This is a genomic window from Roseovarius sp. SK2 (assembly GCF_028807495.1).
Taxonomy (GTDB): Bacteria; Pseudomonadota; Alphaproteobacteria; order Rhodobacterales; family Rhodobacteraceae; genus Roseovarius; species Roseovarius confluentis.
On sequence record NZ_JARAMK010000006.1, the window covers coordinates 140,541 to 166,093 of the forward strand.

Consider the following 25,553-nt stretch of genomic DNA (forward strand, 5'->3'; position numbering starts at 1 on the left):
CACGACGGATCAATCGTCAAGCAGAAACGTCACGGCGAGATTTACGCGGAATTCCGAGACGTTTCCGTTTGCAACCTTGACGTTCGAATCCTTTACCCATGCACCTTCGATGTTGCGCAGCGTTTTGGACGCGCGCTGAATGCCTTGCTTAACGGCATCATCAAAGCTGTCGGTCGAGGTTGCGGAAATTTCGGTCACTCTTGCGATAGACATTGCAGTCCTCCTTTCCCCGTCCATTCTTAAAACGTCTGGGGTTCCGCTCAGGTTCCTGCGTTTCCGGGGCTGGTGTCATCAGCACCGTGACGGTAAATCTCGAACATGCAGACGGAATTTGAAATCAAGACCCGCGGGCAGGGTCTTTATGACTTCACCCGAGATGTCACCGGCTGGATCGCCAGGCAGAACGTGCAACACGGGCTTTTGACGCTGTTTGTCCGCCACACCTCGGCCAGCCTGTTGATCCAGGAAAATGCGGATCCCGAGGTGCAGACCGATTTGCGGAATTATTTTGCGCGGCTGGTGCCGCCGACAAGCGATCCGTCCATGTCATATCTGACGCACACCTATGAAGGACCGGATGACATGTCCGCGCATATAAAGGCCGCCATGATGCCGGTGAGCCTGGCGATTCCCGTGAGCGACGGGCGGCTCGTACTAGGCACGTGGCAGGGTATTTACGTCTTCGAGCATCGAGATGCGCCGCACACCCGCAAAGTGGCGGCGCACCTGGCCTAAGTCAGGCCCGAGCCTCAGCCCGTGGGCATAACGACCATTTCTCGCACATCGGCGCGTTGGGGCTGGTCGAGGGCAAAGACCACGGCGCTGGCGATATCTTCGGGCTTCAACTTGTCGGGTTTGGCCTCGTCGAAGAACGGCGTGTCCACCATGCCGGGGCAGATCACGGTGCAACGGCCGCCCCATTCGCGCATTTCCTGGCTGAGGTTGCCGGCGAAGCCCTGAACGAACCACTTGGAGGCACCGTAGATCGAGCCGGGCAGATTGATCTTGCCCGCCACCGAGCCGGTGAGCACGGCGTGTCCCTTGGATTTTTGCAGATGCGGGAAAGCGGCTTTGATGGTGTAGAGCAGCCCGTTGATGTTGAGATCGAGCATCTTGCGCCACTCGTCGGGATCGCCGTTTTCAACGCCCGGCGTGTCGAGCCCGCGCCCGGCATTGGCGAACACGGCGTCGAGGCCACCGAAATGATCGGCGGCGCTGTCGATGGCGTTTTTCAGTTCTTTCATGTCCGTGACGTCGCCGGCCAAGGCAAGAGCGTGGTCGTCGCCAAGCTCCGATGCCAGTGCTTCGAGCTTGTCCTTGCTGCGGGCGAAGAGCGCGACGTTCCAGCCGGATTCGACGGCCTTGCGGGCCGTTTCAGCGCCGATGCCGGTTGAGGCGCCGGTGATAAAGAGTGTCTTGCGGGTCATGATGATCCTTTTGAGTTGGGTTTCTATCTTTCGCTGGAACGGCAACGAAACAATCCGGCAAGCGTTCCCCGGGCGCTTCGTCGCAGCAACAAAGGCCTAAAACTACGCTCGATGTTGCGACTGAATTTGCCCTCTACCCAAAACTTTGCGGCTGCCCTATAGTGGCTGTGGATAACTGGGCAATAGACCCATGACCATCAGAGGCAGAGAAGAAAAGGGGACCGGCCGATGCGCTGCCCGTTTTGCGGAAATATCGACACTCAAGTGAAGGACTCACGCCCCGCAGAGGATCACGTTTCGATCCGGCGGCGGCGGTTTTGCCCGGCCTGTGGTGGTCGGTTCACCACTTATGAACGCGTGCAATTGCGCGACCTGGTGGTCGTGAAAACGAACGGCCGGCGCGAGGATTTCGACCGCGACAAGCTGGAACGGTCGATCCGGATCGCCTTGCAGAAACGCCCGGTCGAGCCGGAGCGGGTGGAGCAGATGATTTCCGGCATAGTGCGACGGCTGGAAAGCCTTGGCGAGACGGATATTCCGTCAAAGACGGTAGGCGAGATCGTGATGGAAAGCCTGGCGCGGATCGACACCGTGGCCTATGTCCGCTTTGCCAGCGTTTACAAGAACTTCCAGGCGGCAGACGATTTCGACAAGTTCGTCAGCGAGTTGCGGCCGGGTGCTGTGGAAGAGCCCGGAGAGACGTGAGCTCGGACGACATCCGCTTTCTAAGGCTGGCATTGGGCCTTGGGCGTCGCGGGCTGGGCCGGACCTGGCCCAACCCTGCCGTGGGCTGCGTGATCGTCAAGGATGGGCGCATCGTGGGGCGCGGCACGACGGGCCTTGGCGGGCGGCCGCATGCCGAGCGTATCGCGCTTGAACAGGCCGGCGCGGCGGCCGAGGGGGCCACGGCCTATGTCAGCCTGGAGCCTTGCGCCCATCACGGACGGACACCACCCTGCACCGACGCCATCATAGCGGCCCGGATCGCACGTGTGGTGGTGGCCATTGGCGACCCCGATCCGAGGGTCTCGGGCCGGGGCTTTGCGGCGCTGCGTGAGGCCGGGATCACGGTCGAGATCGGACATTGCGCGGCGGAGGCACAGTATGACCTTGGCGGGTTTCTGAGCCGGATGACGCGGGGGCGCCCTGAAGTGACGCTGAAACTGGCCACGTCGTTTGACGGGCGGATCGCCACCGCCAGCGGGCACAGCCAGTGGATCACCGGACCGCAGGCGCGGCGCTGGGTGCATGCTGCGCGGGCGCGTCACGACGCCGTCATGGTCGGCGCGGGCACGGCGCGCGCGGACGATCCATCGCTGACGGTGCGCGACATGGGGGTCGACCATCAGCCAGTGCGCGTGGTGGTGTCGCGCAGGCTGGATGTGCCGTTGATGTCGGTGCTGGCGCGGACAGCATCGGAGGTGCCGGTCTGGATGTGCCACGGCCCCGATGCGGATGCCGCGCTGGTCGAGGCTTGGCGGGGGCTTGGCGCCGAGATGGTGCCCTGCGGATTATCGGGACGGCAGCTGGATATGGGCTCTGTCCTGGACCAGCTGGGGCGGCGTGGGCTGACCCGGGTTTTCTGCGAAGGCGGCGGGGCGCTGTCGGCTTCGCTCTTGGCGGAAGGGCTGGTAGATCGGATGGCCGGGATCACGGCAGGATTTGCGATGGGGGCCGAGGGCCTTCCGGGGATTGGAGCGCTGGGGCTTGATCGGCTGGACGGGGCGAGGCGCTTCGACCTTGTCGAACAAAAGGCGTTGGGTGAAGATGTTTTGCACGTCTGGGTTGCAGGACAGATGGCCCTGGGCCTATAGAATGAAGGCGGTCCGGCGAAGGAGGGGCCGGGAATGATCAGGGGAACATGCGCAGCAATTGTGATGCTCTGGCTTTGGGTCGGGGCCGCTTTCGCGCAGGCCGCATTCGACGAAGCGGTGGCGCTTTGGCTTTCAGGCGACGATTCCCAGAGCCTGCCGCGGCTGGCGCAGCTGGCCCGCGAAGGGCACAGCGATGCGCGTATCCTGCTGGCCCGGATCGAGACGATGGATCGCGGTCCGTCGCCCTATCGCATGGGGTTGGAGCCGGATGCGCGCCGGACGCTTTTTCGCGATATGTCAGGCAAGACCCGGTTTGGGCGTAGCTGGCTGGCGGTAGAGGCAAGCGAAGGCAACCGGCTTGCCGAGATGTTCCTGCGTTCGCGTAAGCCGTTCCTGCAATTGCAGACGCATTTTGCGCTGTGGCAGGCAGGCGAGCGGCAGGCCACGGATTATCCTACGCGGATCGCGGCGCTCTATGGGTCGCGTGCGATGCGCGAGAAACTGGTGGCCAGCGAGACGATCCTGCCCGAGATGCGCCCGTACCTTGCCTTTCTCGCCGACTCGCCCGAGCCGCAGGCCGATGGCATGGCGGCGTTGCGCCACATGCTGTCGCTGGGCCCCGAAGTGATCAGCGCGGACGACCCGGAGACGCTGGGAATGGCGCAGTTCCTTGCGTTGGGTTTTGGTTTCGGGGACATGAGCGCTGGAAACAGGTGGCGGAAGCCGATCGAGGACTGGGTGCTGCGCGACCTGTCGGCGCGCCCGATCTCCGATCTGTGCCGCGCGGAATGCCCGAACCAGGTTGGCGCCTGCGGGGTGGCGCTTTTGGCGCTGACAGGCGGGTTCTACGAGGTGTCGCGGCTCGACAGCCCGTATGAAAAGGTGATCCCGCAGGAGCAGTTTCTGAACAGTGCGCGGGCGCGGATCATGACCCTGCGCCGCGCTGCGCTGGCCCGAGACGAGCCAAACCAGAAATACCTGTCGGACCGGCCCGGCATGTCGCGCCTGTCAAGCTGTGCCGCGGTGCTGGTCCTGCGCGAGCGGGCCGCTTACAAGCGGATCCGCTGAGCGCGCGCCGTCAATCGAAAGTGATGTCGAAGAGTGCGCCTCGCTTGGATGGCAGCAGCGCGATGTCACCCCCGGCGGCGCCGAGCATGGTGCGCACGATGGCCAGCCCCATTCCGGTGCCTCCCGTGGCGCGGCGGGTCGTGAAGAACGGCTCGAAAATGCGGGCGCGGTTGCCTTCGGCAATGCCGGGCCCGTCATCCCGCACGGTAAAGCCGTTCTCGGTGCCGGTGACCTTTAGCTGCCGGGCGCCATGCGCCGCGGCGTTTTGGGAAAGGTGGGTCAGGATGGCGTGCAGGGCGTCTGGGTCCAGCGGTACGGCGCGGTCGTGGTGCAGGTCGAGCGCCACGCCCGCTTCCACCTTGTTCAGCGCTACGGAGAGCTGCGTCGGGCCATGCCCCAGCGGATCGCGCGCTTTGGCAAGCCGGCGCAACGCATCCAGAAGAACCTGCATCTTCAGGGCCGAGGTGCGGATCGTCTCGGTCAGCTTGGCGCGGTCCTCGGGCGAGGTGTCGTCTTCGAGCAGTTCCGTGGCACCGATCAGGCTGGTGAGCGGTGACTTGAGCTCGTGGGTGACGTGGTTGGTATAGGCGCGCAGGCCGGCCTCACGGTCCTGAAGGGTGCTGCCCATGTCGAGCACAGCCTGGCCTAGAGCGGTAAGTTCCGGGGTGCCGAAATGCCGGGGAAGAGGAGCGTCGTCGCGCCCGTCTTTCACCGCCTTTGCATGGGCGGTCAGCGCGTAGACCGGTCGCAGCACAAGCCGCCACAGAAGGAACGCCAGCAGAAGGGTCGTGACCACGGCCAGCGTGCCGATCAGCAGGGTGGTCTCGCCCCATCCGAGGATAAAGCCCGCAACCTTGAAATAGCCGATGGCGATGACCGGAAGCGCCAGCACCGCCGAGAGTGTGCCCCCGATCACAAGGGCCAAGGGCGGCCGCCATTTCTGGCGGATGCGCTGCTTTACGCCGCCTGGCATGCGCCCATCCGGATCCCGACCCCGTGCACTGTTTCGATGGCGTCGACGCATCCCGCCTCGGCCAGCTTGGCGCGCAGGTTGCGCAGGTGGCTGTCGAGGGTGCGGTCCGATACGTGGATGGTCGGCCCGTAGACCGCATCGGTCAGTTGGGCCTTGGTGGCCACGTGATCGGGGCGGGTCATGAGGTGTTCCAGCAGCGACATCTCGCGGGCGGTCAGCGCGACGGTTTGGGCGCCGAAGCTGCACAGGTGCCGCTCGGGGTCAAGGCGAAGGGCGCCGTGGCTGAGCGGCTGGGTCATGCCGGTGACTGGGCCTTGCTCTGTGCGTTTGAGGATGGCGCGGATGCGGGCCACCAGTTCGCGCGGCGAGAAGGGTTTGGTCACGTAGTCGTCGCCGCCCAGCTCAAATCCGAGGACCCGGTCGATTTCTTCGTCGCGGGCGGTCAGGAAAAGCACGGGCGTGTCGTGGTCGGCGCGCAGGCGGCGGCACATTTCGAGCCCGTCCATCTCGGGCAGGCCGATATCCAGCACGATGAGGTTGGCCTTGCCGCTGCGGGCCTTGGCCAGCCCCTCGGCCCCGTCGCCGGCCTCGGCCACGTCGTGCCCGGCCTTTTTCAGGGCGATGCGCAGCACATCGCGGATCTGGGGGTCGTCGTCGACGATCAGGATATGGCTCATTCTTCGATCCGCAGGCGTACTGTTTCGGGCATGAAGCTAGGCGATTGGCCGGGTTTGGAAAAGCCCTGTCGTTCCGGTGAAGTCGCGTAGGCTGTGCCCGACACCGCGAGGCCCGACAGGATGGCGAGGCCAAGCGCGAGAAGCAGGGCGCGGCGGTGCCGGGATCGGGCGCGGTGAACGCGAGGTTCGAATAGGAAGGCGTGTCGCATTGGGATTTCCTCTGGGTGCGAATATGAGGTTGGTGAAGGTAGTTTAGGGCAGAGATGTGCACCGGTTGGCGGCGCGGTTGTGCAGGTATCGTGCAGGCGCGCCCGCGCCCGGCTGCGGCTTGCCAAGGAGCAGCGTGCATGCGACGCTTCGCGGGTGATCTTCCATGCTTGAACGGTGGCCATGACGATCCGGACAGAGACCGCGCAGACGCACCTGCCGCAGACGCTGGAGCCGCGCAACGTGGGCGTGCCGCTGGACCTCGACCAGGTGGCGGCGGTTGCGGTGAACACCTCGGCGGTCGAGCGGCGGGCGGGCACGCTGCCGGGGCGTCGGACGGTCAAGAAGGAGTACCAGGCGGCGTGGTTGTGCCGGGCCATCAGCTGCATCGACCTGACGACGCTAGCAGGCGACGACACCGCGGGGCGCGTCGCGCGGCTCTGCGCCAAGGCGCGCCAGCCGGTGCGCGCTGACCTGCTGGACGCCTTGGGGATGGAAGGGCTGACCGTGGGCGCGGTCTGTGTCTATCACGATATGGTCGCGCCGGCCCGCAGGGCGCTGGAGGGCAGCGGAATTCCGGTGGCCGCCGTCTCGACCGGGTTTCCGGCGGGCTTGTCGCCGTTCAACCTGCGGCTGGCCGAGATCGAGGCGAGCGTAGCGGAAGGTGCCGACGAGATCGACATCGTGATCTCGCGCCGGCATGTGCTGACAGGCGATTGGCAGGCGCTTTACGACGAGATGCAGGCCTTTCGCTCCGCTTGTGGCAACGCACATGTCAAGGCGATCCTGGCCACCGGGGAACTGGGTAGCCTGCGCAATGTGGCGCGGGCGTCGCTGGTCTGCATGATGGCGGGGGCGGATTTCATCAAAACCTCGACCGGCAAGGAGAGCGTGAACGCGACGCTGCCGGTGACGCTTGTAATGCTGCGGGCGATCCGGGCCTATCACGCGGCGACCGGTTACCGGGTGGGTTACAAGCCCGCGGGGGGCATCTCGAAGGCGAAGGAGGCACTGGTGTACCTGTCGATGATCAAGGAAGAGCTGGAAGGTCGGTGGCTGCGGCCTGATCTGTTCCGTTTTGGCGCGTCGAGCCTGCTGGGCGATATCGAACGGCAGTTGGAACATCATGTCACCGGGCGGTATTCGGCGGGGTGGCGACATGCCTTGGGGTAAGCGGATGGATTTGAGTGTTTCGGGAACGATGAAGCCATGACCGTCAAGGAAATCTTCGAAAGCATGGAGTATGGGCCCGCGCCGGAAAGCGCCGCCGAGGCTTATGCCTGGCTGGTGGACCAGGGTGACCGGTTCGGGCATTTCATCGATGGGGCGTTCACCGCGCCGGGTGAGGGGTTCGAAGCGAAGAACCCGGCCACGGGCGAAGTTCTGGCGCTGCTGAGCCAGGCCAGCGCGGAGGACGTGGATGCCGCCGTGGCGGCGGCGCGGAAGGCCCAGCCGAAATGGGAGCGCCTGGGTGGGCCCGGGCGGGCGCGGTACCTTTATGGGCTGGCGCGGCTGGTGCAAAAGAACGCGCGGCTCTTCGCGGTGCTGGAGACGCTGGATAACGGCAAGCCCGTGCGCGAAAGCCGCGACATCGACGTGCCCTTGGTGCACCGGCATTTCTATCACCATGCCGGGCTGGCGCAATTGCTGGAGGTCGAGCGACCTGACCGGCGCGCGCACGGGGTTTGCGGGCAGGTGATCCCGTGGAACTTCCCCCTTTTGATGCTGGCATGGAAAGTGGCACCGGCGCTGGCGGCGGGCAACACCGTGGTTCTGAAACCGGCGGAATGGACGTCGCTGACAGCCCTTCTTTTCGCGGATATCTGCCGGCAGGCCGGGCTGCCGAAGGGGGTGGTCAACATCGTGACTGGCGACGGGGAAGTTGGCGAGCGGATCGTCACGCATGAGGGCGTGGACAAGGTGGCCTTTACCGGCTCCACCGACGTGGGGCGGCGCATACGGCAGAAGACGGCCGGGCAGGGCAAGGCGCTGACGCTGGAGCTGGGCGGAAAGAGCGCCTACATCGTGTTCGAGGATGCCGATATCGACAGCGCCATCGAGGGGCTGGTCGACGCGATCTGGCTAAACGGCGGCCAGGTCTGTTGCGCGGGCTCGCGCCTGCTGGTGCAGGAGGGGATTGCCGACGATTTTCAGGCACGGCTGCAAGAGAGAATGGGCAAGCTGCGCATCGGCAACCCGCTGGACAAGTGCATCGACGTGGGTGCCATGGCCGACCCTGTGCAGGTGGAGCGGGTGCGGCGGCTGGTCGAGGGCAGTGCCGCAGGCGAGAGGTTTGCCGCGGCAGTCGAGATGCCGGAGACGGGCGCCTTCTATCCGCCGACGCTGATCACCGGGCTGGCGCCGTCGGATACGCTGATGCAGCAAGAGATTTTCGGCCCCGTGCTTGTCTCGACCACGTTCCGGACACCTGCGGAAGCCGTCGCGCTGGCCAACAACACGCGCTATGGGCTGGCGGCGTCGGTCTGGTCGGAAAGCCTCAACCTGGCGCTGGACGTGGCGCCGAAGCTGGCGGCGGGGGTGGTCTGGGTGAACGGGACCAACATGTTCGACGCGGCGGCACCCTTCGGCGGTGTGCGCGAGAGTGGGTTCGGGTGCGAAGGCGGGTGGGCGGGGCTGGATGCCTATCTGAAGCCGACTCGGGCGCAAAAGGCGCTGCGCCCGATCGCGGGGTTCACGGGAGGTGCAAACGGTGTGGTCGAAGGAATGGACCGGACACCGAAGCTGTACATAGGAGGCAAGCAGACGCGGCCCGACGGTGGGTATTCGCGCGTGATCTACGGCAAGTCGGGCAAGGCGCTGGGGCAGGTTCCGGTGGCCAACCGCAAGGATATCCGTAACGCGGTGGAGGCCGCGCGCGGAGCAGCGGCCTGGGGTCGGACCAGCGGCCATGCGCGGGCGCAGATCCTTTATTACATGGCCGAGAACCTTTCGGCGCGGGCGGATGACTTTGCCCGGGTGCTGAACGCGATGAGCGGCGGGCGCAGTGGCGCAAGCGAGGTGAAGGCCAGTGTCGACCGGTTGTTCACATGGGCGGCCTGGGCGGACAAGTTCGCGGGCGAGGCTGTCGCGGTGCCGATCCGCGGCATGGCGCTGGCCCTGCGCGAGCCGGTGGGCGTGATCGGCGCGTTCTGCGCGGATGAGGCGCCCCTGCTGGGCCTGGTGTCGGTGCTGGGGGCGGTGATGGCGATGGGCAATCGCGCGGTGCTGATAGCCAGCGAACCGTTCCCGCTGGCAGCGATGGAGCTGGTGCAGGTGCTGGAGACGTCGGACGTGCCGGCGGGCGTGGCAAACCTGCTGGTCGGGCCGGTCGCGGAGCTTGCACCGCACCTGGCCGGGCATGCGGATGTCGAGGCGGTCTGGAGCTTTGCCTCGGCCGACCTGTCGGAGGTGATCGAGCGGGAGAGTGCCGGAAACCTCAAGCGGACATGGGTGAACAACGGACGCGCGCTGGACTGGTATGATGCCGGCGGGTGCCGTGCCTTTTTGGAGGCGGCGACGGAGGTCAAGACGGCATGGGTGCCTTACGGGGAGTGACCTTTGACCGGGCCTGAAGAGGTCCCGGATCAGGTCCGGGACGGGTTACGTCTTGGGGCCGGTCGGGGTTTCGCGCAGGTGGTCGCGCTTGATCCAGACACGGGCGCCGTTAGTTCCCACCTGGGCGGTTGATGACGCGCCTTTCGGCAGGCGCAGCCAACTGAGGCGTTTGAAGGTCTCGCCGCCTTCGGTGAAGCCGCCGTCCAGCACCAGCAATTCCAGCCCGTCGGGTGCGTCGAGCGAGACGCGCGCCTCCGGCGCCCAGCGTTCCAGCGCGACATCCTCGCGGCCATCGGAAAAGAGCGGCATGATTTCGACATCGTCGCGGTCGTGCAGAAAGCGCATCTTGTTCGTGTCGATGCGCACATGGGTGCGGTCGGACAAGTCAAACTGCCAGAGCTTCACGAGGATGGTGCAGCCGGGTTCGGACCCCGGCGTGTGGGACGATTCCGGCGGATTGCGAATATAGCTGCCTTCGGGGAAATCGCCATGCTCGTCCGAAAAGACGCCTTCGAGCACGAGGAATTCCTCGCCGCCCGTGTGGACGTGGGACGAGAACGCGCTGTTCGGGGCGTAGCGCACGATCGAGGTGGCGCGGGCCACTTCGTCGCCGATGCGGTCGAGGATGCGCCGGTCAACGCCGGGCATGGGCGAGGCGATCCAGTCCTCGTCGGCGGCGTGCACCACGGCGCCTTGGGTGAAGTCGCTGTTGCGGTCCATATGATCCTCCTTGCCGTTCGTTGCCTCCAAGATAAGGCAGCTGGCCGGATTGTCACCGCCAGAGGCTGGCGCGCGAGGCAAAAAGGCCCTGAAGCTTTGCCAGAAGGCGGTTGGCGGGGCCGGGGTTGGGGATGTCGCCGGTGGCGAGGCGGTCCAGCACGACCTCGACCGGGCAGGGCTGTCCGGTGACGGGGTCGAAATAGCGCGGGTAGTCGATGAGAGCGGCATGAACCAGGCCGTGCAACGTTGGTCGCGCGGCGCGGCGGGCGGGGACGTCGCCGGTATCGGTGGTCAGGCCCCATCCTGCATAGAACGGCGCGCCGGTGGTGGTGACGGGAACGCCGCGGAGCAGCGCCTCGAACCCAGTGAGCGAAGTCATGGTGAAGACGCGCTGGACTTGGGACAACAGTGCGGCGGGGTCGGTGCGGGGCAGGGCGATGGCATCGAGCCTGTCCAGGTCGGCCTGACGAATGGTGCCTTCGCGCAGGCCCGCCTCGACATCGGGGTGGGGTTTGTAGAGCAGGACGGCATCGGGATGCGCGGCGCGGGCCGATTCCAACAGGGCGAGGTTGGTCGAAGTCCGACCCGCGCCGGTGCGGATAGAAGCGTCATCCTCGACCTGGCCGGGGACCAGCACGCGGAGGCCGTCGGGCAGGTCCGGAACCGAGAGGCCGAGGTTGTATTTGCTGAGGCCCAAGGACACGAGGCGGCGGATCAGGCGTTCGGCGCGCAGGTCCTGGTCGGGGCGCAGGGTTTCGCGCCGGATGATCCAGCGCTCCAGCCTGCTTTCGCGGGTCGGGTCATAGTAGATGCCGAGATCGTCGCACACGAGTGACAGGGGCGGAACCAGTTCTGCGCCCAGACCGCGCGAGCGCAGAAATCCGTCCTCGACCCGGATGACAGCCATGTCGGCGGGCGTCTTGCCGGCCCAGCACATATGGGCACGCCCGGTGGCGTCGGCGACGCGCGCGGCGTGGGCGGGATTGTCCTTGAAGGTCACGCGCTTCTCGGCACCGAAGACCTTTTGCAGGGGGCGGCGTTTCCACAGACGCATGCCCGAGGCGACCCAGCCCCGGTGATCGGCGCGCCATGCGTTCGTGCGGGCCTCGAGGAAGGAGATCGCGTCTTCCAGCTCGCACAGCCGGTCGCGGTGGGGGTCGTACCACTTGGGATAGAGGATCATCGCGGCGGCAAAGAGCTGGGCCCTTGAGAGGGTGCGGCCGCGGCGGGATATGGGATTAGGGTGACGATCCTCGGTCAGGTCCCAGCCGGAATAGAAGGGCTGGCCGAAGACATGGGGTTTGTGCCCGGCGAAGATCGCCTCGAATCCGAGCTGGGAGGTGACGGCGTAGACCGCGACGGCGCCTTCCATGAGCTTCCAGGGGCTGACGGGATCGGAGAACAGGCTGACGCGGTCCGAGGTGTCTTCCGGACCGAAATAGCCTTGGCGGTGGCCCTGCACGGTTTCGGGGTGGGTCTTGATCAGGACCGGGCAGCCGGGGTTCTCCTCCTGCGCGTAAAGGAGCATCTCGCGGAAGGTGTTGGCGTCGGCCCCGCCATGTATGACGGAGGCGTCGCCGCGGGTCTGGTCGAGCACCAAGACGTAGCCCGGCGCGGGGCAGGAAGCGGCGGGATCGAAGGCGGTGTACTTGGTCAGGTGCGCCTCGGCCATGCGGGAGATGCAGCCGCGGGCCCGGTCCATCAGGGCGGTGTCGTCCAGCGGATGGGTGGCCAGAAGTGTTTCCAGGTCCGAGGGTGCGCTGCTGTCGAAATGCACGCCGGTATGGTCGATAAGCAGTCCCAGCGGCGGTTCGCCCGCGCGACCGGGACGCAGCGAGCGCAGGAAGGCGTCTTCGACGCGCACGATCCCGGCACCGGTCTTTTGCGCCATCGCCTCGCCCCGCGCGGCATAGGGCGAACGGCCCCAGACCGCAATCAGGTCCTCTGCGCCGGGCTTGCCCAATTGCAGGGGCAGGCCGGCGAGATCCAGGATGCGGCGGATACGGCGCTGACGCAGGAAGCCCGCGTTGAAATAGAAAACCCGCCGGGAGGCATCTGCTCCGGCGGGTTCCGAGTGGATGTATTGCGCCATCAGTTCCCGCTGAGCGTATCGCCTGCGGTCGAGACGGAGCCAACGGCACCGAGCGTGCCGGTCAGAGCGCCGATGACTTTGCTCCACTGGGCGAAGGGCGCCTCGGTCACGTAGAGCGTGTCGTCGTCGCGGATGGCAAAATCACGGGCCATGAACATGCCGTTGGGCTGCGTCAGATCCAGCACGTAGACCAGACGCTGCGCGCCCACGAGGTCGTTGCGGCCGAGCACCTGGTTGGCGATTTCTGCCGGTTCGTTGCGCAGCACGAAGACGCCCGTGGGGTCGGCCGCGTTGGCCTGGAGGCCACCGACCTGGGCAATGGCCTCGATCGCGGAGATCGTGGGCGAGGGGAAGGGCACGCGGGCCTGGCCGCCGGTGGCGCCGAGCGCGGTGAAGGCGCGGGTGTCTTCCTCGACCAGGATACGGTCACCGCCGCGTAGGGCGATATCGAACCCGGGATTACGAAAGAGATCCTGGAACCAGACCTTGGAGCGCATTCCGCCCCGGATTACGGTAACCTGCGCGATTTCGGGCTCGATGGTCACACCGCCTGCGGCGGCCAGCATGTTCGAAAGCGTTCGGGTCGGACGTTCGATCGGGTAGACACCCTGGCCGCCCACCGCGCCCACCAGAGACACGGTCGCGCCGTCGCCTGCAAGGCGGCGCACCTCGACCTGTGGGTCCGGGGTTTGTTCATCGAGCTTGGAGGTGATGATGCGCCGGATCGCCTCGGGCGTGTTGCCGGCGGCGCGGATGCGCCCCGCGTAGGGCACGAAGATGAAGCCGGCCCCGTCGACCTGCACTTCTTCCAGAAGGGTCTGGTTGGCGCCTTCGCCGGCCAACAGGCCGTCATCGACGTTTTCCCAGATGGTCAGGCCCAGCGTATCGCCGGGGCGGATCGTGTCGGAGCCGACGAGGCCCGCGTTCTTGAACGCTTCGGTGAAGCCGAGCGCGGGTTGGACGGCCGTGGCGCGGGTCACGCGGTCATTGACGGACACCACGAAGGCGTCGCCGGATCGTTGCACGGAACCGGAATAGATCTGACGTTTGCTGGGGCCTGAGCGGGGGAGGAAGCTGCACGACGCAACCATGCTCACGACAAGCACCAATGCGACGGACTTCGCCCATCGTTTGGATTGGAGTTTCACTGCCCGGTCTCCTCGACCTGTTTTGTCTGCCTCGGTTTTTTTCCCCACGCTAACGCGAAGCGGTGCGAAAATCCAGTGTCTTAGCGCCGGATGTTCATGTGACGGCCTGCAACTGTTGCCTTGGGGCCGCGGTGCCTGTGACCAGGGCGTCATAGGGGTCATCGGGGCTGAGCATCATGTCCACCGTCTGGCGCAGCAACTGGCGGCGGCCACTGGAGGAATAGAAGCCGCCGGCAACCTGGCTGGTTTCAAGCAAATAGCGGCGGTAGTCGCCATAAGCCTTGCGGTCTGGCCGTTCTGCCCCGGCGAAGAAATCACGCAGGGGCTTTGTCGAGACGAATTCGGGCTTGGCATAGACCGCCTCGCCGAAGGTCTTGAGCGGAATCCCGCGCCAGAGCACCTGTTGTGCTGCGGTGGAGTTTACCGTGACGGCGCTGCGGGCCTCGTTCAGAAGGCGCGCCAGCTTGCCGCCGCGGACGTAATGCACGCGGTCGAAGACATCGTGCTTGCGGGCAAGGCGACGCAGTTCCGCGCGGATGGGTGTGCGACCATCTTCGAGCGGGTGGGCCTTGACCACGAGGTGATGATGTTTCGGCGCGCCGTTGGCGAAACTCTCGGTCACGGTTTCGAGAAAGTCCGTCATCGTGTCGAACGGCGAGTGCTTTTGGAACGAGGCGTCGTGCTCCAGTTGGAGCAGCGCCAGGTGATAGGGGAAGCCGCCGTGCCGGATGCGCCAAGTGGCGATGCGCCGGTCGATAGCCTGAAACGGCATGAGGACCAACCGTTTGAGATAAAGGGTGAATTCCTGCCGGACAGTCAGGGCGCGGTGGGGACGGAAGTTGCGGTACTTGCGGTTAAACAGCAGGACGCAGCCGTGATAGGCCGCGCCGTAGAAGATATGCTGGCGCATGTCGCCCCACGAGGCGGGCGGCAGGGCGGTGTCCATGTCGGAGTTTTCCAGGGCCTTGCGCATGTCATCGACGCCCATCTCCATGAGCCGCGAATGCCCGTTGGAGCCGCCACGCTCGTACGTCACCCAGTAGGGGCGCAGGTAACCTTCTTCGAAGACGTGGATCGTCAGGCCCATCTCGCGGGCCTGTTCGATGGCCTGGGCGTGGATGGCGCGGGTGTCGCCGTAAAGCACGAGGTCTGTGACTCGCTTGTCCTGCACCAGTGCGCGGAAGGTGGGACGCCAATCTTCGGCGGTGCCGGTGAAGGGAATATAGCTGGCCCGATCACGCCAGAAGGCCGCGTCACCGGCGTTGAAGCCCACGCGCCAGACATTCGCTCCGGCATGGCGCAACATGCGGCCGAGCTTGGAAAAAAACGGGCCGTGCGGACCTTGCAAAAACAAAAAGACCCGGTTGTCGCCGGTCGCTGACCTCATACCCTTCTGCCTCTTTCACGCATGACGTGTGATTAATCTTTTCGACCTTAATAAACCAGTATTTAGACGAAATTAAGGCCCGGGACGATGGGCCGGTTCTTGCCTTGGGCGGGCTGGCCCGATAGGTCGGAGCAGGACCACAGGGAGACAGTCATGTTCACCGGGATCATCACGGATATGGGCGAGATACGCGCGCTTGAAACGCGCGGCGATCTGCGGGCGCGCATCGGCACCGGCTATGACATGTCGGGCGTCGACATGGGCGCCTCGATCGCGTGTGACGGCGTGTGCCTGACGGTGGTGGACAAGGGGCCGGACTGGTTCGACGTGGACGTGTCGGCAGAGACCTTGTCGAAGAGCAACCTGGACACCTGGGCCGAAGGCAGAAAAGTCAATCTTGAGAGGTCCTTGCGCGTCGGGGATGAACTAGGCGGGCATATCGTGTCGGGCCATGTCGATGGCCTGGCCGAGGTGGTCGGCGTCGAGGACGAGGGCGACAGCACGCGGGTCAGATTGCGCGCCCCGGACGCGCTGGCGAAGTTCATCGCGCCCAAGGGATCGGTGGCGCTGAACGGGACGTCGCTGACGGTGAACGAGGTCGAGGGCGCGGTGTTCGGGGTCAACTTCATCCCGCATACCAAGCAGGTCACGACATGGGGCCGCGTCGCCGTGGGTGACATGGTGAACCTGGAGATCGACACGCTGGCGCGCTACGTCGCACGGCTGGCAGAATCGGTCTGACGCAAAGGCCGTTAACGCCGCTGATATTAACTTTTTCGGACGTCGGTATCGCGTCGGTATCCCGGTGGCATCGCGTCGGTGGCGTTTTCGCGGTTTGGCCCGGTTCACGGCGCGTGCGCAGACTTTGCCGTTTTGAAACCATTCTCTCGACACGCGATTCATGCGTAACGGGGTCGCGCCGCCCTTCGTTGAATGCGGCGGGGACCCGGGCCAGCGGCCCGAGAAAATTCTGCGAATTTTCCGGCGATCAGTCGTTGTCGCTGAGGCCGGCGCCGGCGCCTGTCAGGCGGCTGGCCTCGGTTTCAGGGGCATAGGTGCGCTGGGCGAAAGTGTCGAGGATCTTGACTGCCTGCGGCATTGGTGTGGCGCGGTAGAGCCGGGTGAGGACGGAGCCGTGGCGGGCCGCTGTCGCGGAGAGGTGCACGGTTTCGGTTTCGGCACAGTCGAGGGCGGCGCCGGGGTCATCGAGAAGGGTTTTGCCCTCCGCCCGAGTGATCGAGCAGCTTTGCCAATGCAGAGACAGAGGCGCGCCGGTGCGGTCTGCGGCCCAGACCATGTAGGGGACCAAGAGCAAGGGCCAGGCGACCGGCCCAGTGGTCACGGTACGGCCCGCGGCCCAGTCGGCGGCAAGGTCACAGAGCGTGGCGCCCGTCACGATGGGGCAGAGGAGGCCGCCCGCGGCGGTCCACGTCTCGCCGAGGGCCTGCGGGCCCAGCGTGGCGGCGGGCGCGCCATCGTTGCGGGTCAGAACATCGGACAGGGCGAGTGCGCCGGGCCAGCCCGCCGCGCAGGTCCAGCGGGCGGCGCGGCCCGCTTCCTCGGCCAGGCCCCAGGCGTATCCGGCGCCGCGGGTGGCCTTGCGAGACAGCGCCTCGATTTCATTTAGGGACCACGTCATTCCGCGCCTCTTGTCAGGGGCGGCAAGGTCCAGTCGTCGCCCGTCTCTGCCAACTCGTGCGGAAAGGGGGCGTGCTGGAACATGTTGATGCGCAGCCAACGGTCCGAGCGGGGATCGAAGTGGCAGGCGCCGAAGAAGCTGAGCTTGAGCCGTAGCATGTCGACGGGCAGCATGTCGGCGGCGAGCGTGTTATCGCGGATCTCGGCATAGGGCAGGCGGGCGGCGATCTGGGCGCGGCGGGCAATGTGACGATGCTGGGGGTGGGCCAGCAGGAATTCCGCCACGGTGGTCTGGGGCGCGTCCTTGAGGGCGCGGTGGGCCAGAACGGCGTCGCGGCCGGGGCCGAGGGGCTGTTCATAGGGCTCGATCGGTTCCAGCGCGCGTTCGCCCAGGCGCGGTTCCAGTTTGGCCTGGGACGTGTACCAGACGCGGGCCTGCGCCTTGGGTGCGGTCCAGTCGGTGGCCAGCGCCCAGCCGTAGATGTCTTCGATGATGTCGTTGAGGCGGACAAGCGGCATGGTCCCGTCGACAGGGAAGCTGGCCTGTTCGTCGGCCGCCATGCATTGCGTGAGGTCATCGACCAGATTGCCATAGGGTTCCATCAGCAGCGAGGCGAGCTGTTCCTGGCCTTCGAGCGACAGGTGCGCCTCGCCCCAGAGCCAGAGGCGGTTCCAGGGGTGGTCGGTGGTCAGGTCTGCCGTGTCGAGGTGCGCCATGAGCGCTTTCATGTCCGAGCGCAGGTCGGTGCATTTCTGGATCTGCATGGGGTGGGCGGAGTGCCACCCCTCGGCGAGGATCTGGGCACGGGCGGCGAACTGCTGGAAGGCCTGCGCGGTCGCTTCGGATGCGGTGGGTTGGGAGCGGACGCGGGCCAGAGCCTCTTCCCGCGAGGCGACCCAGGCGTTGAGGAGGGCCGGGTGGTTCACGAGGAAGGGCGCCATGCCGAGGCCGGTGGAATTGCCGATGCCGAAGCGGCGGCGCAGGGCCGGGTCGAGCGGCACGGCGGTCTCCGGCGCGCGGGCGCGGGCCATGTGCTCGACCAAGTCCATGACGAAGCAGCGGGTGAGGTAGACCGACAGCATCTCGACCTGGAACGGCCCGGCGCATTCGAGGCGGTGGCGCGTCTGTTCGCGGTCCGCCGCGCCGAACTTGCCCGAGCCGTAGACCGCCGTGGTGCGCATCAGGTAGCCGACGGCGCGGACTTGGTCCTCGTCGGGCTGGTGGCCTGCGCTGAGCGCGTCGACAACGTGATCCCAGAGCCGCACCGAGCGGTTGGCGCGGGAGAGGGACAGCTCGCGGTCGGAGATGCGGCCGGCTTCTTGCAGGGGCACGTTGTCGCGCAGGCGGGCAATGTCGGCCTCGGTCGGGATGCCGTCGAAAAGCGTGAAGGTGGCGTCCCAGGCGGTGGCGATGACGCGGTCGGAGCGTTGGTCGGCCGGCAGGTCATGGGCGAAGGCGACGAGGGAATAGGCGTGCTCGGGGCCTTGCGCGGTGTAGACGGCGTGGCCGACGCCATGCGCGTCAATGTCGAACACCGTTTGGGTGATGGTCCAGTCGTCGCGCACAAGACGACGCAGAAGCTGGCGCATGAAGGAAAGTCGGGTCTGGTGCGCAGCGCCGAGACGGGCCAGCGTCATGACCGTGTTGGGGTCACGGGGCTGGATCGTTTGCTGTGCCACTTGTTCCATGCCGGCTCCTTGTCTGCCGATGATAGGGGCGTTGGGGCGATCCGGCAAAGGACCGCCCCGATGATGGTGTCAGTTCGCCTCGCGTCCCTTGGCGAGCGTGATGCGCAGCGCGTCCCAGAGCGAGGGCAGCAGCACCAGCGACACCGGCACGGCGGTGACGACGATGAAGCTTTGGAGTTTCGAGATGCCGCCCGAGCCGGTGTAGATCAGGATCAGGGCCATCACGCCCATGGCGATGCCCCAGAAGATGCGGACGGGAAGCGAGGGGATATCCTCGTTCGACATGGCTACGGAGATCACGTAGGTCATCGAGTCGCCCGTGGTGGCCACGAAAACCGTCGTCAGGATCAGGAAAAGGACCGAGACGAGGAAGCCCGCGGGCAGCGACTGGGTGATCGCCAGCAGGGCGGCGGGCAGGTTGAAGCCCTCGAACGCCGAGGAAATGGAGCCCTGGTTGGAGAGTTCGGCGCTGATGCCGGTGCCGCCGACGATGGTGAACCAGAAGCAGGTCACGATGGGGGCGACGATCGACAGCATGATGATGATCGAGCGGATCGAGCGGCCCCGGCTGATGCGGGCGATGAACATCGCCATTAGCGGGCCGTACCCGAGGAACCAGCCCCAGAAGAACACGGTCCACCAGCCGAGCCAGCCCGGCTCGCCGAAGATGGCGGCGTCACCGCGATAGAGCGCCATGCCGAAGAAATCCGTGATGTAGGTGGTCATGCCGCTGAAGAAGCCCGAGAAGATGAAGCCGGTGGGACCGGCGACCAGGATGAAGAGCAAGAGAAGCGCGGCGAGGATCACGTTGAAGCGGCTGAGGATCTGGATGCCTTTGGACAGGCCGGTGGCCGCCGAGAGCGTGTAGATCACGACAAGGCCGAGGATGACGGCGGCTTGCGTGCCGAAGGTGTCGGGGATGCCGAAGAGCGCGTTGAGGCCGTAGCTGACTTGCAGGCCGAGAAAGCCGATGGGGCCGACGGTGCCCGCGACCACGGCGATGATGCAGGAGGCATCCGCGATGAGGCCGATGGGCCCCTTGATGGCCGCATCCCCGAAGAGCGGGTAGAGCAGGGTGCGCGGGGCCATGGGCAGGCCCTTTTCGTAGTGGTAGTGCATCAGCATCACCGTGGTCAGCGCGCCGAGGATGGCCCAGGCGAGAAAGCCCCAGTGCATGAAGCTTTGCGCCAGGGCGGGCGCGACGACCTCTGCCGTGGCGCTTTCGGCGCCGAAATAGGGGGGTGTCGACAGGAAGTGGGCCATGGGCTCGCCCGCGGCCCAGAAGACGCCGCCGCCTGCCAGAAGCGTGCACATGATCATTGCGCCCCATTGGAAGACGGGGAATTCGGGCGTGCTGAGGTTGCCCATCAGGGCCTTGCTGCCGGGCAGCACGATCAGGACGAGGCCGATGAGGAACGTCGCCAGCAGCAGGAGCTGCCAGTAGAGGCCGAAATACTTGGCCGAGACCGCGAAGCTGGTGTCGACCATGCTGGACAGCAGGTCGAGGTCGTAGAGGGCCACGAGGCAGAAAAGCGCGATGAAGCCGCCGGTGATGGCGAAGAGTGGCTTGTTGATGTGGTGCAGGTGCTTTTCGGTGGCCTGCGTCTGGGTGGTGTCGGTCATGGATGTCTCCCTGTGGACTGTCCCTGGAGTGGCGTTCCGCGGCCCTCAGGAGTCCGGTTTTTGGTGTTCCGGGGTGAAGTTTTCGTCGAAAAAGCGCAGCCAGTTGTCGCCCATGAGGCCGGCGATCTCGCTGTCGTTGAAGCCGACCTTTTGCAGGCCGTCGGCGAGGTTCGGAAAGTCGGTGTTGTCCTTGAACCAGTCGGGCTGCGGCGGGAATCCGGGATTGGCGGCCGAGCCTTCGCCGTAGTCGATCTGTTTGGTCCAGCGGCCGGTGCGCATCCATTCGACGATGCTGTCTGGCTGGTCCTGGCAGAGGTCGGAGCCGATGCCGAAATGCTCTGCGCCGAAACGCTCGGCCGCCATTGCGATCATCTCGCAAAAGCTTTGCAGCGTGCAGTCTGACTTGTCCTTGAGGTGATGGGGGTACATCGAAAAGCCCATCATGCCGCCATTCTCGGTCACTGCGCGCACCACGTCGTCACGCTTGTTGCGCAGGGCGGGCTGCCAGCTGTGCAGGTTGGCGTGGGTGATGGCGATGGGGCGCTGGGAATGGTCCGCCGCTTCAATCGTGGAGCGGTCGGCGGAGTGGGACATGTCGACGACGAGGCCCACGCGGTTCATTTCACGAATGACCTCGCGGCCCATGCGGGTGAGGCCCGAATCCTCGGCCTCGTAACAGCCCGTGGCGAGCAGGGACTGGTTGTTGTACGTCAGTTGCATGAAGCGCGCGCCGAGGTCGTGCCAGACCTCGACAAGGCCGATATCGTCCTCGATGGGCGAGGGATTCTGGAAGCCGAAGAAGATGGCGGTGCGGCCGGTCTCGTGCGCCGTGCGCACATCGCCCGCCCACCGCCCCTTCATGATGAGGTCGGGATATTGCTCGAACCAACGGTTCCAGCGCTCGACGTTGAGGACGGTTTCGCGGAAGGTCTCGTGATAGGCGATGGTGACGTGCACGGCATCGAGGCCGCCCTGCCGCATCTGGCGGAATATCTTTTCCGACCAGTTGGCGTATTGCAGTCCGTCGATGCGGTAGGTCATGTGAACATCCTCGACGATGGAGCACACGCCGAGACGTGGCCGCGCCTGGTGGGGCGCTGCAACATCGGTGCTTTGCAAGAGGGCCGGATTGCGCGCGCGATCCATGTTGCGCGGGACGTTGACCGGGCGCCCGCCCGTGGGGAGGGGCGGGCGCGGCTCGGCGGGGCCGAGCGACGGTGATCGGACGGGGCAGCGCTGTGCGTCATTCCGGCGATCCCGCCGCGATGTAGGCGGTTTTCACGATCGTGTAGAATTCGCGCGCGTGGATGCCTTGTTCGCGCGGGCCGTAGGAGCTGTCGCCGCGGCCACCGAAGGGGACGTGGTAATCGGTGCCGGCGGTGGGCAGGTTGACGGTGACGACGCCGGTGCGGGCGTTGCGGCGGAAATGGCTGGCGCGGGCGAGGGAGCGCGTGACGATGCCGGAGGTGAGGCCGAAATTGGTGTCGTTGACCACGTGGAGCGCCTCGTCATAGCTGCCGACCTTGATGACCGAGGTGAGCGGGGCGAACATTTCCTCGCGGTTGATGGTCATGTCGTTGGTGGTGTTCAGGAACACGCCCGGTGACATGTAATAGCCGTCATGGTCGCGCGTCAGGCGGGTGCCGCCGCAGGCGAGCTCTGCGCCCTCGGCCTGGCCTTTTTCGACATAGGCGAGGTTCTCGTTGAGTTGGGTTTCGGACACGACCGGGCCCATTTGCGTGCCTTCGGCCAGCGCGTGGCCGACCTTCATGGCCTTGGCACCGGCGACGAGTTTTTCGACGAAGGCGTCGTGGATGCCCGCGTGGACGACGAGGCGCGAGGAGGCGGTGCATTTCTGCCCGGTGCCGCCGAAGGCACCGCCCAGGGCCAACGTGACGGCGAGGTCGAGATCGGCGTCGTCCATCACGGCGAGCGCGTTCTTGGAGCCCATTTCCATTTGCAGGCGAGTGAAGTTCTGCACCGCGGAGGCGGCGATGTGGCGGCCCACCGGGACCGAGCCGGTGAAGGAGATGGCGTCGATATCGCGGCTTTCGACCAGGCGCTGGCCAACCTCGCCGCCGGGACCCATGACAAGCTGGAAGAGGCCTGCCGGGATGTCCTGTTTCGCGATGATCTCGGTCAGGGCGACGGCGGAGGCGGGCGTGAGGTTGGCCGGTTTCCAGATGACGGCGTTGCCGTAGGCGAGCGCCGGGGCGATCTTCCACGAGGCGGTGGCGGTGGGGAAGTTCCACGGGGATATGACGGCGACGGTGCCGACGGGTTCGCGGCGCACGTCGACCTCCACTCCGGGGCGCACGGAGTCGGCGTTCTCACCGATCTGGCGCAGGACTTCGTGGGCGGAATAGGTGAAGAACTGCCCGGCGCGGTAGACCTCGCCCTTGCCCTCGGCGAAGGGTTTGCCCTCTTCGCGCGACAGCAGCGTGCCCAGTTCCTCGGCGCGGGCCATGAGTTCGGTGCCGATGGCCATGAGCACGGACTGGCGGCGTTCGAGGCCGTAGGCGGCCCACTCGGCTTGCGCGGTGCGGGCCGCGGCAATGGCCTCGTCCAGCTGCGCGGCGCTGGCCTGGGTGAAATGACCGACCAGATCGGAGAGGTCCGAGGGATTGCGGTTTTCGATGGACGAGGGCCCTTCGGCCCACTGGCCCGCGATGTAGTTCAGCTTGAGGTCGGTCATTGCGCATCCTTGGAATTTGATTGGCGGAGTGTTGCCAATGCAGCGATTCAGGGCAAACGCAAAGTTCTGTAAGAAATTTCAGGTAAACTGAAATTCTATCTAGTGGGTCAAGGTGATCTTCTGGGCCCGGATGGTGCGGACGAGGGCGGCGGCGGCCGGCGTCATCTCGGTTTCCGGCGGCGTCAGCATCCAGATCTCGCGCCGGATCGTTGCATCGGCCAGTGGCAGGAAAGTCAGGTCCGCCATGGCGTCGCGCATGGTGAGTTCGGGCAGAAGCGTGACGCCCATGCCCGCGCGCACGAGGCTGAGGAGCGCGGCGGTGCCGGACACGTTGAGCGTGGCGCGGTCGAGGATGGGGCGGAAATCGGGGTCGGTCACGTAGTGGCAGAGGCCGTTGGCGATGAAGGGAATATCGGTGAGGTCGGCCCAGGCGAGCGCGTCCCAGTCGACGGCGAGCGGGTGATCGGCGGGACAGACCACGCCGAAGCGGTCGGCAAAGAGAAGCGTGCGGTCGAACCCGGCCTGCGGGCCGAGTGAAGCGAGGGCGATATCGGCACGGCCCGCGGCGAGGTCATGGGCGATGGCGGCGCTGTCGGTGTCGCGCATGTTGATGCGCACCAGCGGGTGGTCCTGGGCAAAGCGGTGCAGGATGGTGGGCATCAGCATCTGTGCCACCGAGGGCGTGACCGACAGGCGGACATGGCCGGCCTCGGCCCGTGACAGCCCCTCGATGGCGGCGATGGTGCTGTCGAAATGGGCGAGCTCGCGCCCGGCTTCGACGCGGATGAGTTCGCCGAGGCGGGTGAGGCGGGATTTGCGCCCGGCCTCGAACAGGGGCGCGCCGATGTGATCCTCGAACTGGCGCAGCATCATGGAGACGGCGGAGGGCGTGCGGCCCAGAGCCTCGGCGGCGTCGGCGAGATTGCCGCGCTCGGCCACGGTGAGAAAGCAGCGGAGCATGTCGATCTTGATGGCCATTGGCTTCAGCTTTCCTTGATTTGGCGGGATGTTTTGCCGGGTTCGCTTAAGAAAGCGCAGGCTGGGTGCGGTGTCCAGCTTGATGCCCCGGCTTGACGGCGTCGGCGGGCGCGGTTTCGATGGCGCGACGCATGATGATGAGGAGGCAGGCATGGCACCGGAGATCGTGATCCTGAACGGGAAGGTCCTGACCATGGACCCGGGCCGCCCGCGCGCGGAGGCCGTCGCCGTCGCCGCGGGGCGGATCGTGGCGCTGGGCACGAGTGCCGAGATCGGGGCCATGGCGGGGCCGGACACGAAACAGGTGGATGCGGAGGGCGCGACGGTGCTGCCGGGGTTCATCGACAGCCACGTGCATCTTTTCGGCGGATCGGTCGAGATGGGGTATCTCGATCTTTACGGGATGCAGGACGAGGAGGCGGTGACGGCGGCGGTGCGCGCCTATGCCGACGACTGCCCCGACGACCGGGTCGTGTTCGCGGTGCAGGCGGGCTACGACCTGATGGGGCCGGGGCGCGAGACCACGCGGCAGGATCTGGACCGGGTGCTGCCGGACCGGCCGTTGGCGGTCTATGCGCCGGATCATCACACGATCTGGGCCAATACCGCGGCGCTGGAACTGGCCGGCATCCTGCATGGCGGGCCGGTGGAGGCGGGCGCGGAGATCGTGATGGCCGAGGATGGTACGGCAACCGGGGCGCTGCTGGAGCCGTCGGCCTATGTTCACGTTCTGAAGCACACGCGGAACGGCGGGCGCGACATGGCGGGGTTGATTACGGGGACCGATCCCGTGCCGGCGCCGAGTGCGGACGCGCGCGCCAAGGACAAGGCCGCGCTGATCGCCGGGCTGAAGCATTGCGCGAGCCACGGGATCACCGGGCTGCACAACATGGACGGCAATTTCTACCAGATGGAATTGCTGGCCGAGTTGGAGGAAGAGGGCGATCTGATCGCCCGCGTGGAGGTACCGTTTCACCTGAAAAGCCACGACCCGTTGAGCCGGCTGGAGGAGGCCGAGGAGATGCGGGCGCGGTATGCGAGCGACTACCTGTGGTGCAACCGCGTGAAGATGTTCATGGACGGGGTTCTGGAAAGCCGGACGGCGCTGATGCTGGAGAATTATCCCGGCACGGAGGGTGATGGCGACGCGGTGTTCACGGCAGAGCAGTTCAACGCGGCTTGCGTGGCGGCGGATGCAAAGGGGTTTCAGCTGGCCACACATGCGATCGGGGATCTGGCGGTACGGCGGACGCTGGACGGCTACGCGGCGGCGCGGGAAGCCAACGGCGTGCGCGATGCGCGGCACCGGGTGGAGCATATCGAGGTCATTCATCCCGACGACCTGCCGCGGCTGGGAGCGTTGGACGTGGTGGCGTCGGTTCAGCCCGGGCACGCGGCGTTCGGGCATGTGTTTCCGCCCCATGGGATCAAGGACGTGCTGCGGCCGGATCAGTGGCCCTATTCGTTTGCATGGAAAGCGCAGCGCGCGCACGCGGCGCGGTTGGTGTTCTCGACCGACTGGCCGGTGATGCCCGTGGACGTGATGCCCAACGTGCGCGCGGCGGTGGATCCGATGGATCTGGGGGAGGGCTGGCCGGACCAGTCGCAGGGGCTGCTCGAGACGCTGGAGAGTTACACGGCGGGCAATGCCTGGGTGGAGTTTTCCGAAGATCGCAAGGGGCGGCTGACGGAAGGGTATTTCGCCGATATCGCGGTGATGTCGCATGACCTGGAGGCGATGGAGCCTTCGGAGCTTGGGAGCGCGCGGGCGGTGCTGACGCTGTGTGGCGGGCGGGTCACCTGGGAGGCGTAAGGCGGTGCGTTTGGCTTGCGTCGCGCCGTGAGTATTTTTGGCAAGAAAA

23 protein-coding genes are annotated in these 25,553 nt (G+C 65.9%); 8 read left to right on the plus strand and 15 right to left on the minus strand.

Annotation, left to right across the window (positions count from 1 at the left end; genetic code table 11):
• Positions 1 to 9 precede the first annotated feature (9 nt).
• Positions 10 to 213 (minus strand): dodecin family protein, encoded by a 204-nt coding sequence (locus PVV74_RS13195; RefSeq protein WP_103764380.1) that lies wholly within the window; start codon positions 211 to 213, stop codon positions 10 to 12.
• A gap of 105 nt (positions 214 to 318) precedes the next feature.
• Here PVV74_RS13195 and PVV74_RS13200 point away from each other — a divergent pair, with 105 nt between their 5' ends.
• Positions 319 to 735, plus strand: a complete 417-nt coding sequence (locus PVV74_RS13200) for a secondary thiamine-phosphate synthase enzyme YjbQ (protein WP_274593512.1) — start codon at positions 319 to 321, stop codon at positions 733 to 735.
• A 14-nt stretch (positions 736 to 749) separates the two neighbouring features.
• Here the strand turns inward: PVV74_RS13200 and PVV74_RS13205 are convergent, their stop codons facing one another.
• Complete coding sequence (locus tag PVV74_RS13205; protein WP_274593513.1) at positions 750 to 1,427, minus strand: SDR family oxidoreductase; 678 nt, start codon at positions 1,425 to 1,427, stop codon at positions 750 to 752.
• A 228-nt stretch (positions 1,428 to 1,655) separates the two neighbouring features.
• Between PVV74_RS13205 and nrdR the strand changes: the two genes are divergently transcribed.
• From nrdR to PVV74_RS13220, 3 genes are read left to right on the plus strand one after another with little or no spacing between them, the layout of a single operon-like run.
• Positions 1,656 to 2,132: a transcriptional regulator NrdR gene (gene nrdR, locus PVV74_RS13210; RefSeq protein WP_103764377.1), complete on the plus strand. Its 477-nt coding sequence runs from the start codon at positions 1,656 to 1,658 to the stop codon at positions 2,130 to 2,132.
• On the plus strand, positions 2,129 to 3,241 hold the full coding sequence (gene ribD / locus PVV74_RS13215; RefSeq protein ID WP_274593514.1) for a bifunctional diaminohydroxyphosphoribosylaminopyrimidine deaminase/5-amino-6-(5-phosphoribosylamino)uracil reductase RibD: 1,113 nt from the start codon (positions 2,129 to 2,131) through the stop codon (positions 3,239 to 3,241). Before nrdR ends, ribD begins: the two co-directional genes overlap by 4 nt.
• 33 nt (positions 3,242 to 3,274) lie before the next feature.
• On the plus strand, positions 3,275 to 4,309 hold the full coding sequence (locus PVV74_RS13220) for a hypothetical protein (protein ID WP_274593515.1): 1,035 nt from the start codon (positions 3,275 to 3,277) through the stop codon (positions 4,307 to 4,309).
• Between the two features lie 10 nt (positions 4,310 to 4,319).
• Here the strand turns inward: PVV74_RS13220 and PVV74_RS13225 are convergent, their stop codons facing one another.
• Genes PVV74_RS13225 through PVV74_RS13235 form a run of 3 tightly spaced genes read right to left on the minus strand, consistent with a single transcriptional unit; the run spans position 4,320 to position 6,168 of the window.
• Positions 4,320 to 5,282: a sensor histidine kinase gene (locus PVV74_RS13225; protein ID WP_274593516.1), complete on the minus strand. Its 963-nt coding sequence runs from the start codon at positions 5,280 to 5,282 to the stop codon at positions 4,320 to 4,322.
• Positions 5,267 to 5,959, minus strand: a complete 693-nt coding sequence (locus tag PVV74_RS13230) for a response regulator transcription factor (RefSeq protein ID WP_274593517.1) — start codon at positions 5,957 to 5,959, stop codon at positions 5,267 to 5,269. Before PVV74_RS13230 ends, PVV74_RS13225 begins: the two co-directional genes overlap by 16 nt.
• Positions 5,956 to 6,168 (minus strand): hypothetical protein, encoded by a 213-nt coding sequence (locus PVV74_RS13235; RefSeq protein WP_274593518.1) that lies wholly within the window; start codon positions 6,166 to 6,168, stop codon positions 5,956 to 5,958. Before PVV74_RS13235 ends, PVV74_RS13230 begins: the two co-directional genes overlap by 4 nt.
• A gap of 181 nt (positions 6,169 to 6,349) precedes the next feature.
• Between PVV74_RS13235 and deoC the strand changes: the two genes are divergently transcribed.
• Both deoC and PVV74_RS13245 read left to right on the plus strand, forming a co-directional pair.
• On the plus strand, positions 6,350 to 7,339 hold the full coding sequence (deoC, locus tag PVV74_RS13240) for a deoxyribose-phosphate aldolase (protein WP_274593519.1): 990 nt from the start codon (positions 6,350 to 6,352) through the stop codon (positions 7,337 to 7,339).
• 36 nt (positions 7,340 to 7,375) lie between these two features.
• Positions 7,376 to 9,721: an aldehyde dehydrogenase family protein gene (locus tag PVV74_RS13245; RefSeq protein ID WP_274593520.1), complete on the plus strand. Its 2,346-nt coding sequence runs from the start codon at positions 7,376 to 7,378 to the stop codon at positions 9,719 to 9,721.
• Between the two features lie 45 nt (positions 9,722 to 9,766).
• On the opposite strand, the gene PVV74_RS13250 is transcribed toward PVV74_RS13245, so the two are convergent.
• The 4 genes from PVV74_RS13250 to PVV74_RS13265 all read right to left on the minus strand — a co-directional run bounded on the left by PVV74_RS13250 (position 9,767) and on the right by PVV74_RS13265 (position 15,068).
• Entirely contained in the window at positions 9,767 to 10,441 is a 675-nt protein-coding gene (locus PVV74_RS13250; RefSeq protein WP_274593521.1) for a cupin domain-containing protein, read from the minus strand.
• A 52-nt stretch (positions 10,442 to 10,493) separates the two neighbouring features.
• A complete protein-coding gene (locus tag PVV74_RS13255; protein ID WP_274593522.1) occupies positions 10,494 to 12,533 on the minus strand; it encodes a capsular polysaccharide biosynthesis protein in 2,040 nt (679 codons plus the stop codon).
• On the minus strand, positions 12,533 to 13,624 hold the full coding sequence (locus tag PVV74_RS13260) for a polysaccharide biosynthesis/export family protein (protein ID WP_103764369.1): 1,092 nt from the start codon (positions 13,622 to 13,624) through the stop codon (positions 12,533 to 12,535). Before PVV74_RS13260 ends, PVV74_RS13255 begins: the two co-directional genes overlap by 1 nt.
• Before the next feature lie 151 nt (positions 13,625 to 13,775).
• Positions 13,776 to 15,068, minus strand: a complete 1,293-nt coding sequence (locus tag PVV74_RS13265) for a capsule biosynthesis protein (protein WP_103764368.1) — start codon at positions 15,066 to 15,068, stop codon at positions 13,776 to 13,778.
• Positions 15,069 to 15,221: 153 nt separating this feature from the next.
• Here PVV74_RS13265 and PVV74_RS13270 point away from each other — a divergent pair, with 153 nt between their 5' ends.
• Positions 15,222 to 15,809: a riboflavin synthase gene (locus PVV74_RS13270; protein WP_274593523.1), complete on the plus strand. Its 588-nt coding sequence runs from the start codon at positions 15,222 to 15,224 to the stop codon at positions 15,807 to 15,809.
• A 247-nt stretch (positions 15,810 to 16,056) separates the two neighbouring features.
• Here PVV74_RS13270 and PVV74_RS13275 read toward each other — a convergent pair whose 3' ends face one another.
• From PVV74_RS13275 to PVV74_RS13300, 6 genes are all read right to left on the minus strand, one after another.
• Entirely contained in the window at positions 16,057 to 16,707 is a 651-nt protein-coding gene (locus tag PVV74_RS13275; protein WP_103764367.1) for a DUF3726 domain-containing protein, read from the minus strand.
• Positions 16,704 to 18,395: a hypothetical protein gene (locus tag PVV74_RS13280; RefSeq protein ID WP_274593524.1), complete on the minus strand. Its 1,692-nt coding sequence runs from the start codon at positions 18,393 to 18,395 to the stop codon at positions 16,704 to 16,706. Before PVV74_RS13280 ends, PVV74_RS13275 begins: the two co-directional genes overlap by 4 nt.
• Before the next feature lie 69 nt (positions 18,396 to 18,464).
• On the minus strand, positions 18,465 to 20,018 hold the full coding sequence (locus PVV74_RS13285; RefSeq protein WP_274593525.1) for a BCCT family transporter: 1,554 nt from the start codon (positions 20,016 to 20,018) through the stop codon (positions 18,465 to 18,467).
• 45 nt (positions 20,019 to 20,063) lie between these two features.
• The gene (locus PVV74_RS13290; protein ID WP_274593526.1) at positions 20,064 to 21,059 is read right to left on the minus strand and encodes a membrane dipeptidase; all 996 of its coding nucleotides are present in this window, start codon (positions 21,057 to 21,059) and stop codon (positions 20,064 to 20,066) included.
• A 202-nt stretch (positions 21,060 to 21,261) separates the two neighbouring features.
• Positions 21,262 to 22,713, minus strand: a complete 1,452-nt coding sequence (locus PVV74_RS13295; RefSeq protein WP_274593527.1) for an aldehyde dehydrogenase family protein — start codon at positions 22,711 to 22,713, stop codon at positions 21,262 to 21,264.
• Positions 22,714 to 22,812: 99 nt separating this feature from the next.
• Positions 22,813 to 23,691 (minus strand): LysR family transcriptional regulator, encoded by an 879-nt coding sequence (locus PVV74_RS13300; protein WP_103764362.1) that lies wholly within the window; start codon positions 23,689 to 23,691, stop codon positions 22,813 to 22,815.
• An 82-nt stretch (positions 23,692 to 23,773) separates the two neighbouring features.
• On the opposite strand from PVV74_RS13300, the gene PVV74_RS13305 reads away from it, so the two are divergent.
• A complete protein-coding gene (locus tag PVV74_RS13305; RefSeq protein WP_274593528.1) occupies positions 23,774 to 25,504 on the plus strand; it encodes an amidohydrolase in 1,731 nt (576 codons plus the stop codon).
• The last annotated feature ends 49 nt before the right edge of the window (positions 25,505 to 25,553 follow it).

Excerpts from the sequence above, each read along its gene's own strand:
- PVV74_RS13195 (WP_103764380.1), bottom strand. The coding sequence starts at position 213 with ATGTCTATCGCAAGAGTGACCGAAATTTCCGCAACCTCGACCGACAGC.
- PVV74_RS13200 (WP_274593512.1), top strand. The coding sequence starts at position 319 with ATGCAGACGGAATTTGAAATCAAGACCCGCGGGCAGGGTCTTTATGAC.
- PVV74_RS13205 (WP_274593513.1), bottom strand. The coding sequence starts at position 1,427 with ATGACCCGCAAGACACTCTTTATCACCGGCGCCTCAACCGGCATCGGC.
- nrdR (WP_103764377.1), top strand. The coding sequence starts at position 1,656 with ATGCGCTGCCCGTTTTGCGGAAATATCGACACTCAAGTGAAGGACTCA.
- PVV74_RS13220 (WP_274593515.1), top strand. The coding sequence starts at position 3,275 with ATGATCAGGGGAACATGCGCAGCAATTGTGATGCTCTGGCTTTGGGTC.
- PVV74_RS13225 (WP_274593516.1), bottom strand. The coding sequence starts at position 5,282 with ATGCCAGGCGGCGTAAAGCAGCGCATCCGCCAGAAATGGCGGCCGCCC.
- PVV74_RS13230 (WP_274593517.1), bottom strand. The coding sequence starts at position 5,959 with ATGAGCCATATCCTGATCGTCGACGACGACCCCCAGATCCGCGATGTG.
- PVV74_RS13235 (WP_274593518.1), bottom strand. The coding sequence starts at position 6,168 with ATGCGACACGCCTTCCTATTCGAACCTCGCGTTCACCGCGCCCGATCC.
- deoC (WP_274593519.1), top strand. The coding sequence starts at position 6,350 with ATGACGATCCGGACAGAGACCGCGCAGACGCACCTGCCGCAGACGCTG.
- PVV74_RS13245 (WP_274593520.1), top strand. The coding sequence starts at position 7,376 with ATGACCGTCAAGGAAATCTTCGAAAGCATGGAGTATGGGCCCGCGCCG.
- PVV74_RS13250 (WP_274593521.1), bottom strand. The coding sequence starts at position 10,441 with ATGGACCGCAACAGCGACTTCACCCAAGGCGCCGTGGTGCACGCCGCC.
- PVV74_RS13255 (WP_274593522.1), bottom strand. The coding sequence starts at position 12,533 with ATGGCGCAATACATCCACTCGGAACCCGCCGGAGCAGATGCCTCCCGG.
- PVV74_RS13260 (WP_103764369.1), bottom strand. The coding sequence starts at position 13,624 with ATGGTTGCGTCGTGCAGCTTCCTCCCCCGCTCAGGCCCCAGCAAACGT.
- PVV74_RS13265 (WP_103764368.1), bottom strand. The coding sequence starts at position 15,068 with ATGAGGTCAGCGACCGGCGACAACCGGGTCTTTTTGTTTTTGCAAGGT.
- PVV74_RS13270 (WP_274593523.1), top strand. The coding sequence starts at position 15,222 with ATGTTCACCGGGATCATCACGGATATGGGCGAGATACGCGCGCTTGAA.
- PVV74_RS13275 (WP_103764367.1), bottom strand. The coding sequence starts at position 16,707 with ATGACGTGGTCCCTAAATGAAATCGAGGCGCTGTCTCGCAAGGCCACC.
- PVV74_RS13280 (WP_274593524.1), bottom strand. The coding sequence starts at position 18,395 with ATGGAACAAGTGGCACAGCAAACGATCCAGCCCCGTGACCCCAACACG.
- PVV74_RS13285 (WP_274593525.1), bottom strand. The coding sequence starts at position 20,018 with ATGACCGACACCACCCAGACGCAGGCCACCGAAAAGCACCTGCACCAC.
- PVV74_RS13290 (WP_274593526.1), bottom strand. The coding sequence starts at position 21,059 with ATGACCTACCGCATCGACGGACTGCAATACGCCAACTGGTCGGAAAAG.
- PVV74_RS13295 (WP_274593527.1), bottom strand. The coding sequence starts at position 22,713 with ATGACCGACCTCAAGCTGAACTACATCGCGGGCCAGTGGGCCGAAGGG.
- PVV74_RS13300 (WP_103764362.1), bottom strand. The coding sequence starts at position 23,691 with ATGGCCATCAAGATCGACATGCTCCGCTGCTTTCTCACCGTGGCCGAG.
- PVV74_RS13305 (WP_274593528.1), top strand. The coding sequence starts at position 23,774 with ATGCCCCGGCTTGACGGCGTCGGCGGGCGCGGTTTCGATGGCGCGACG.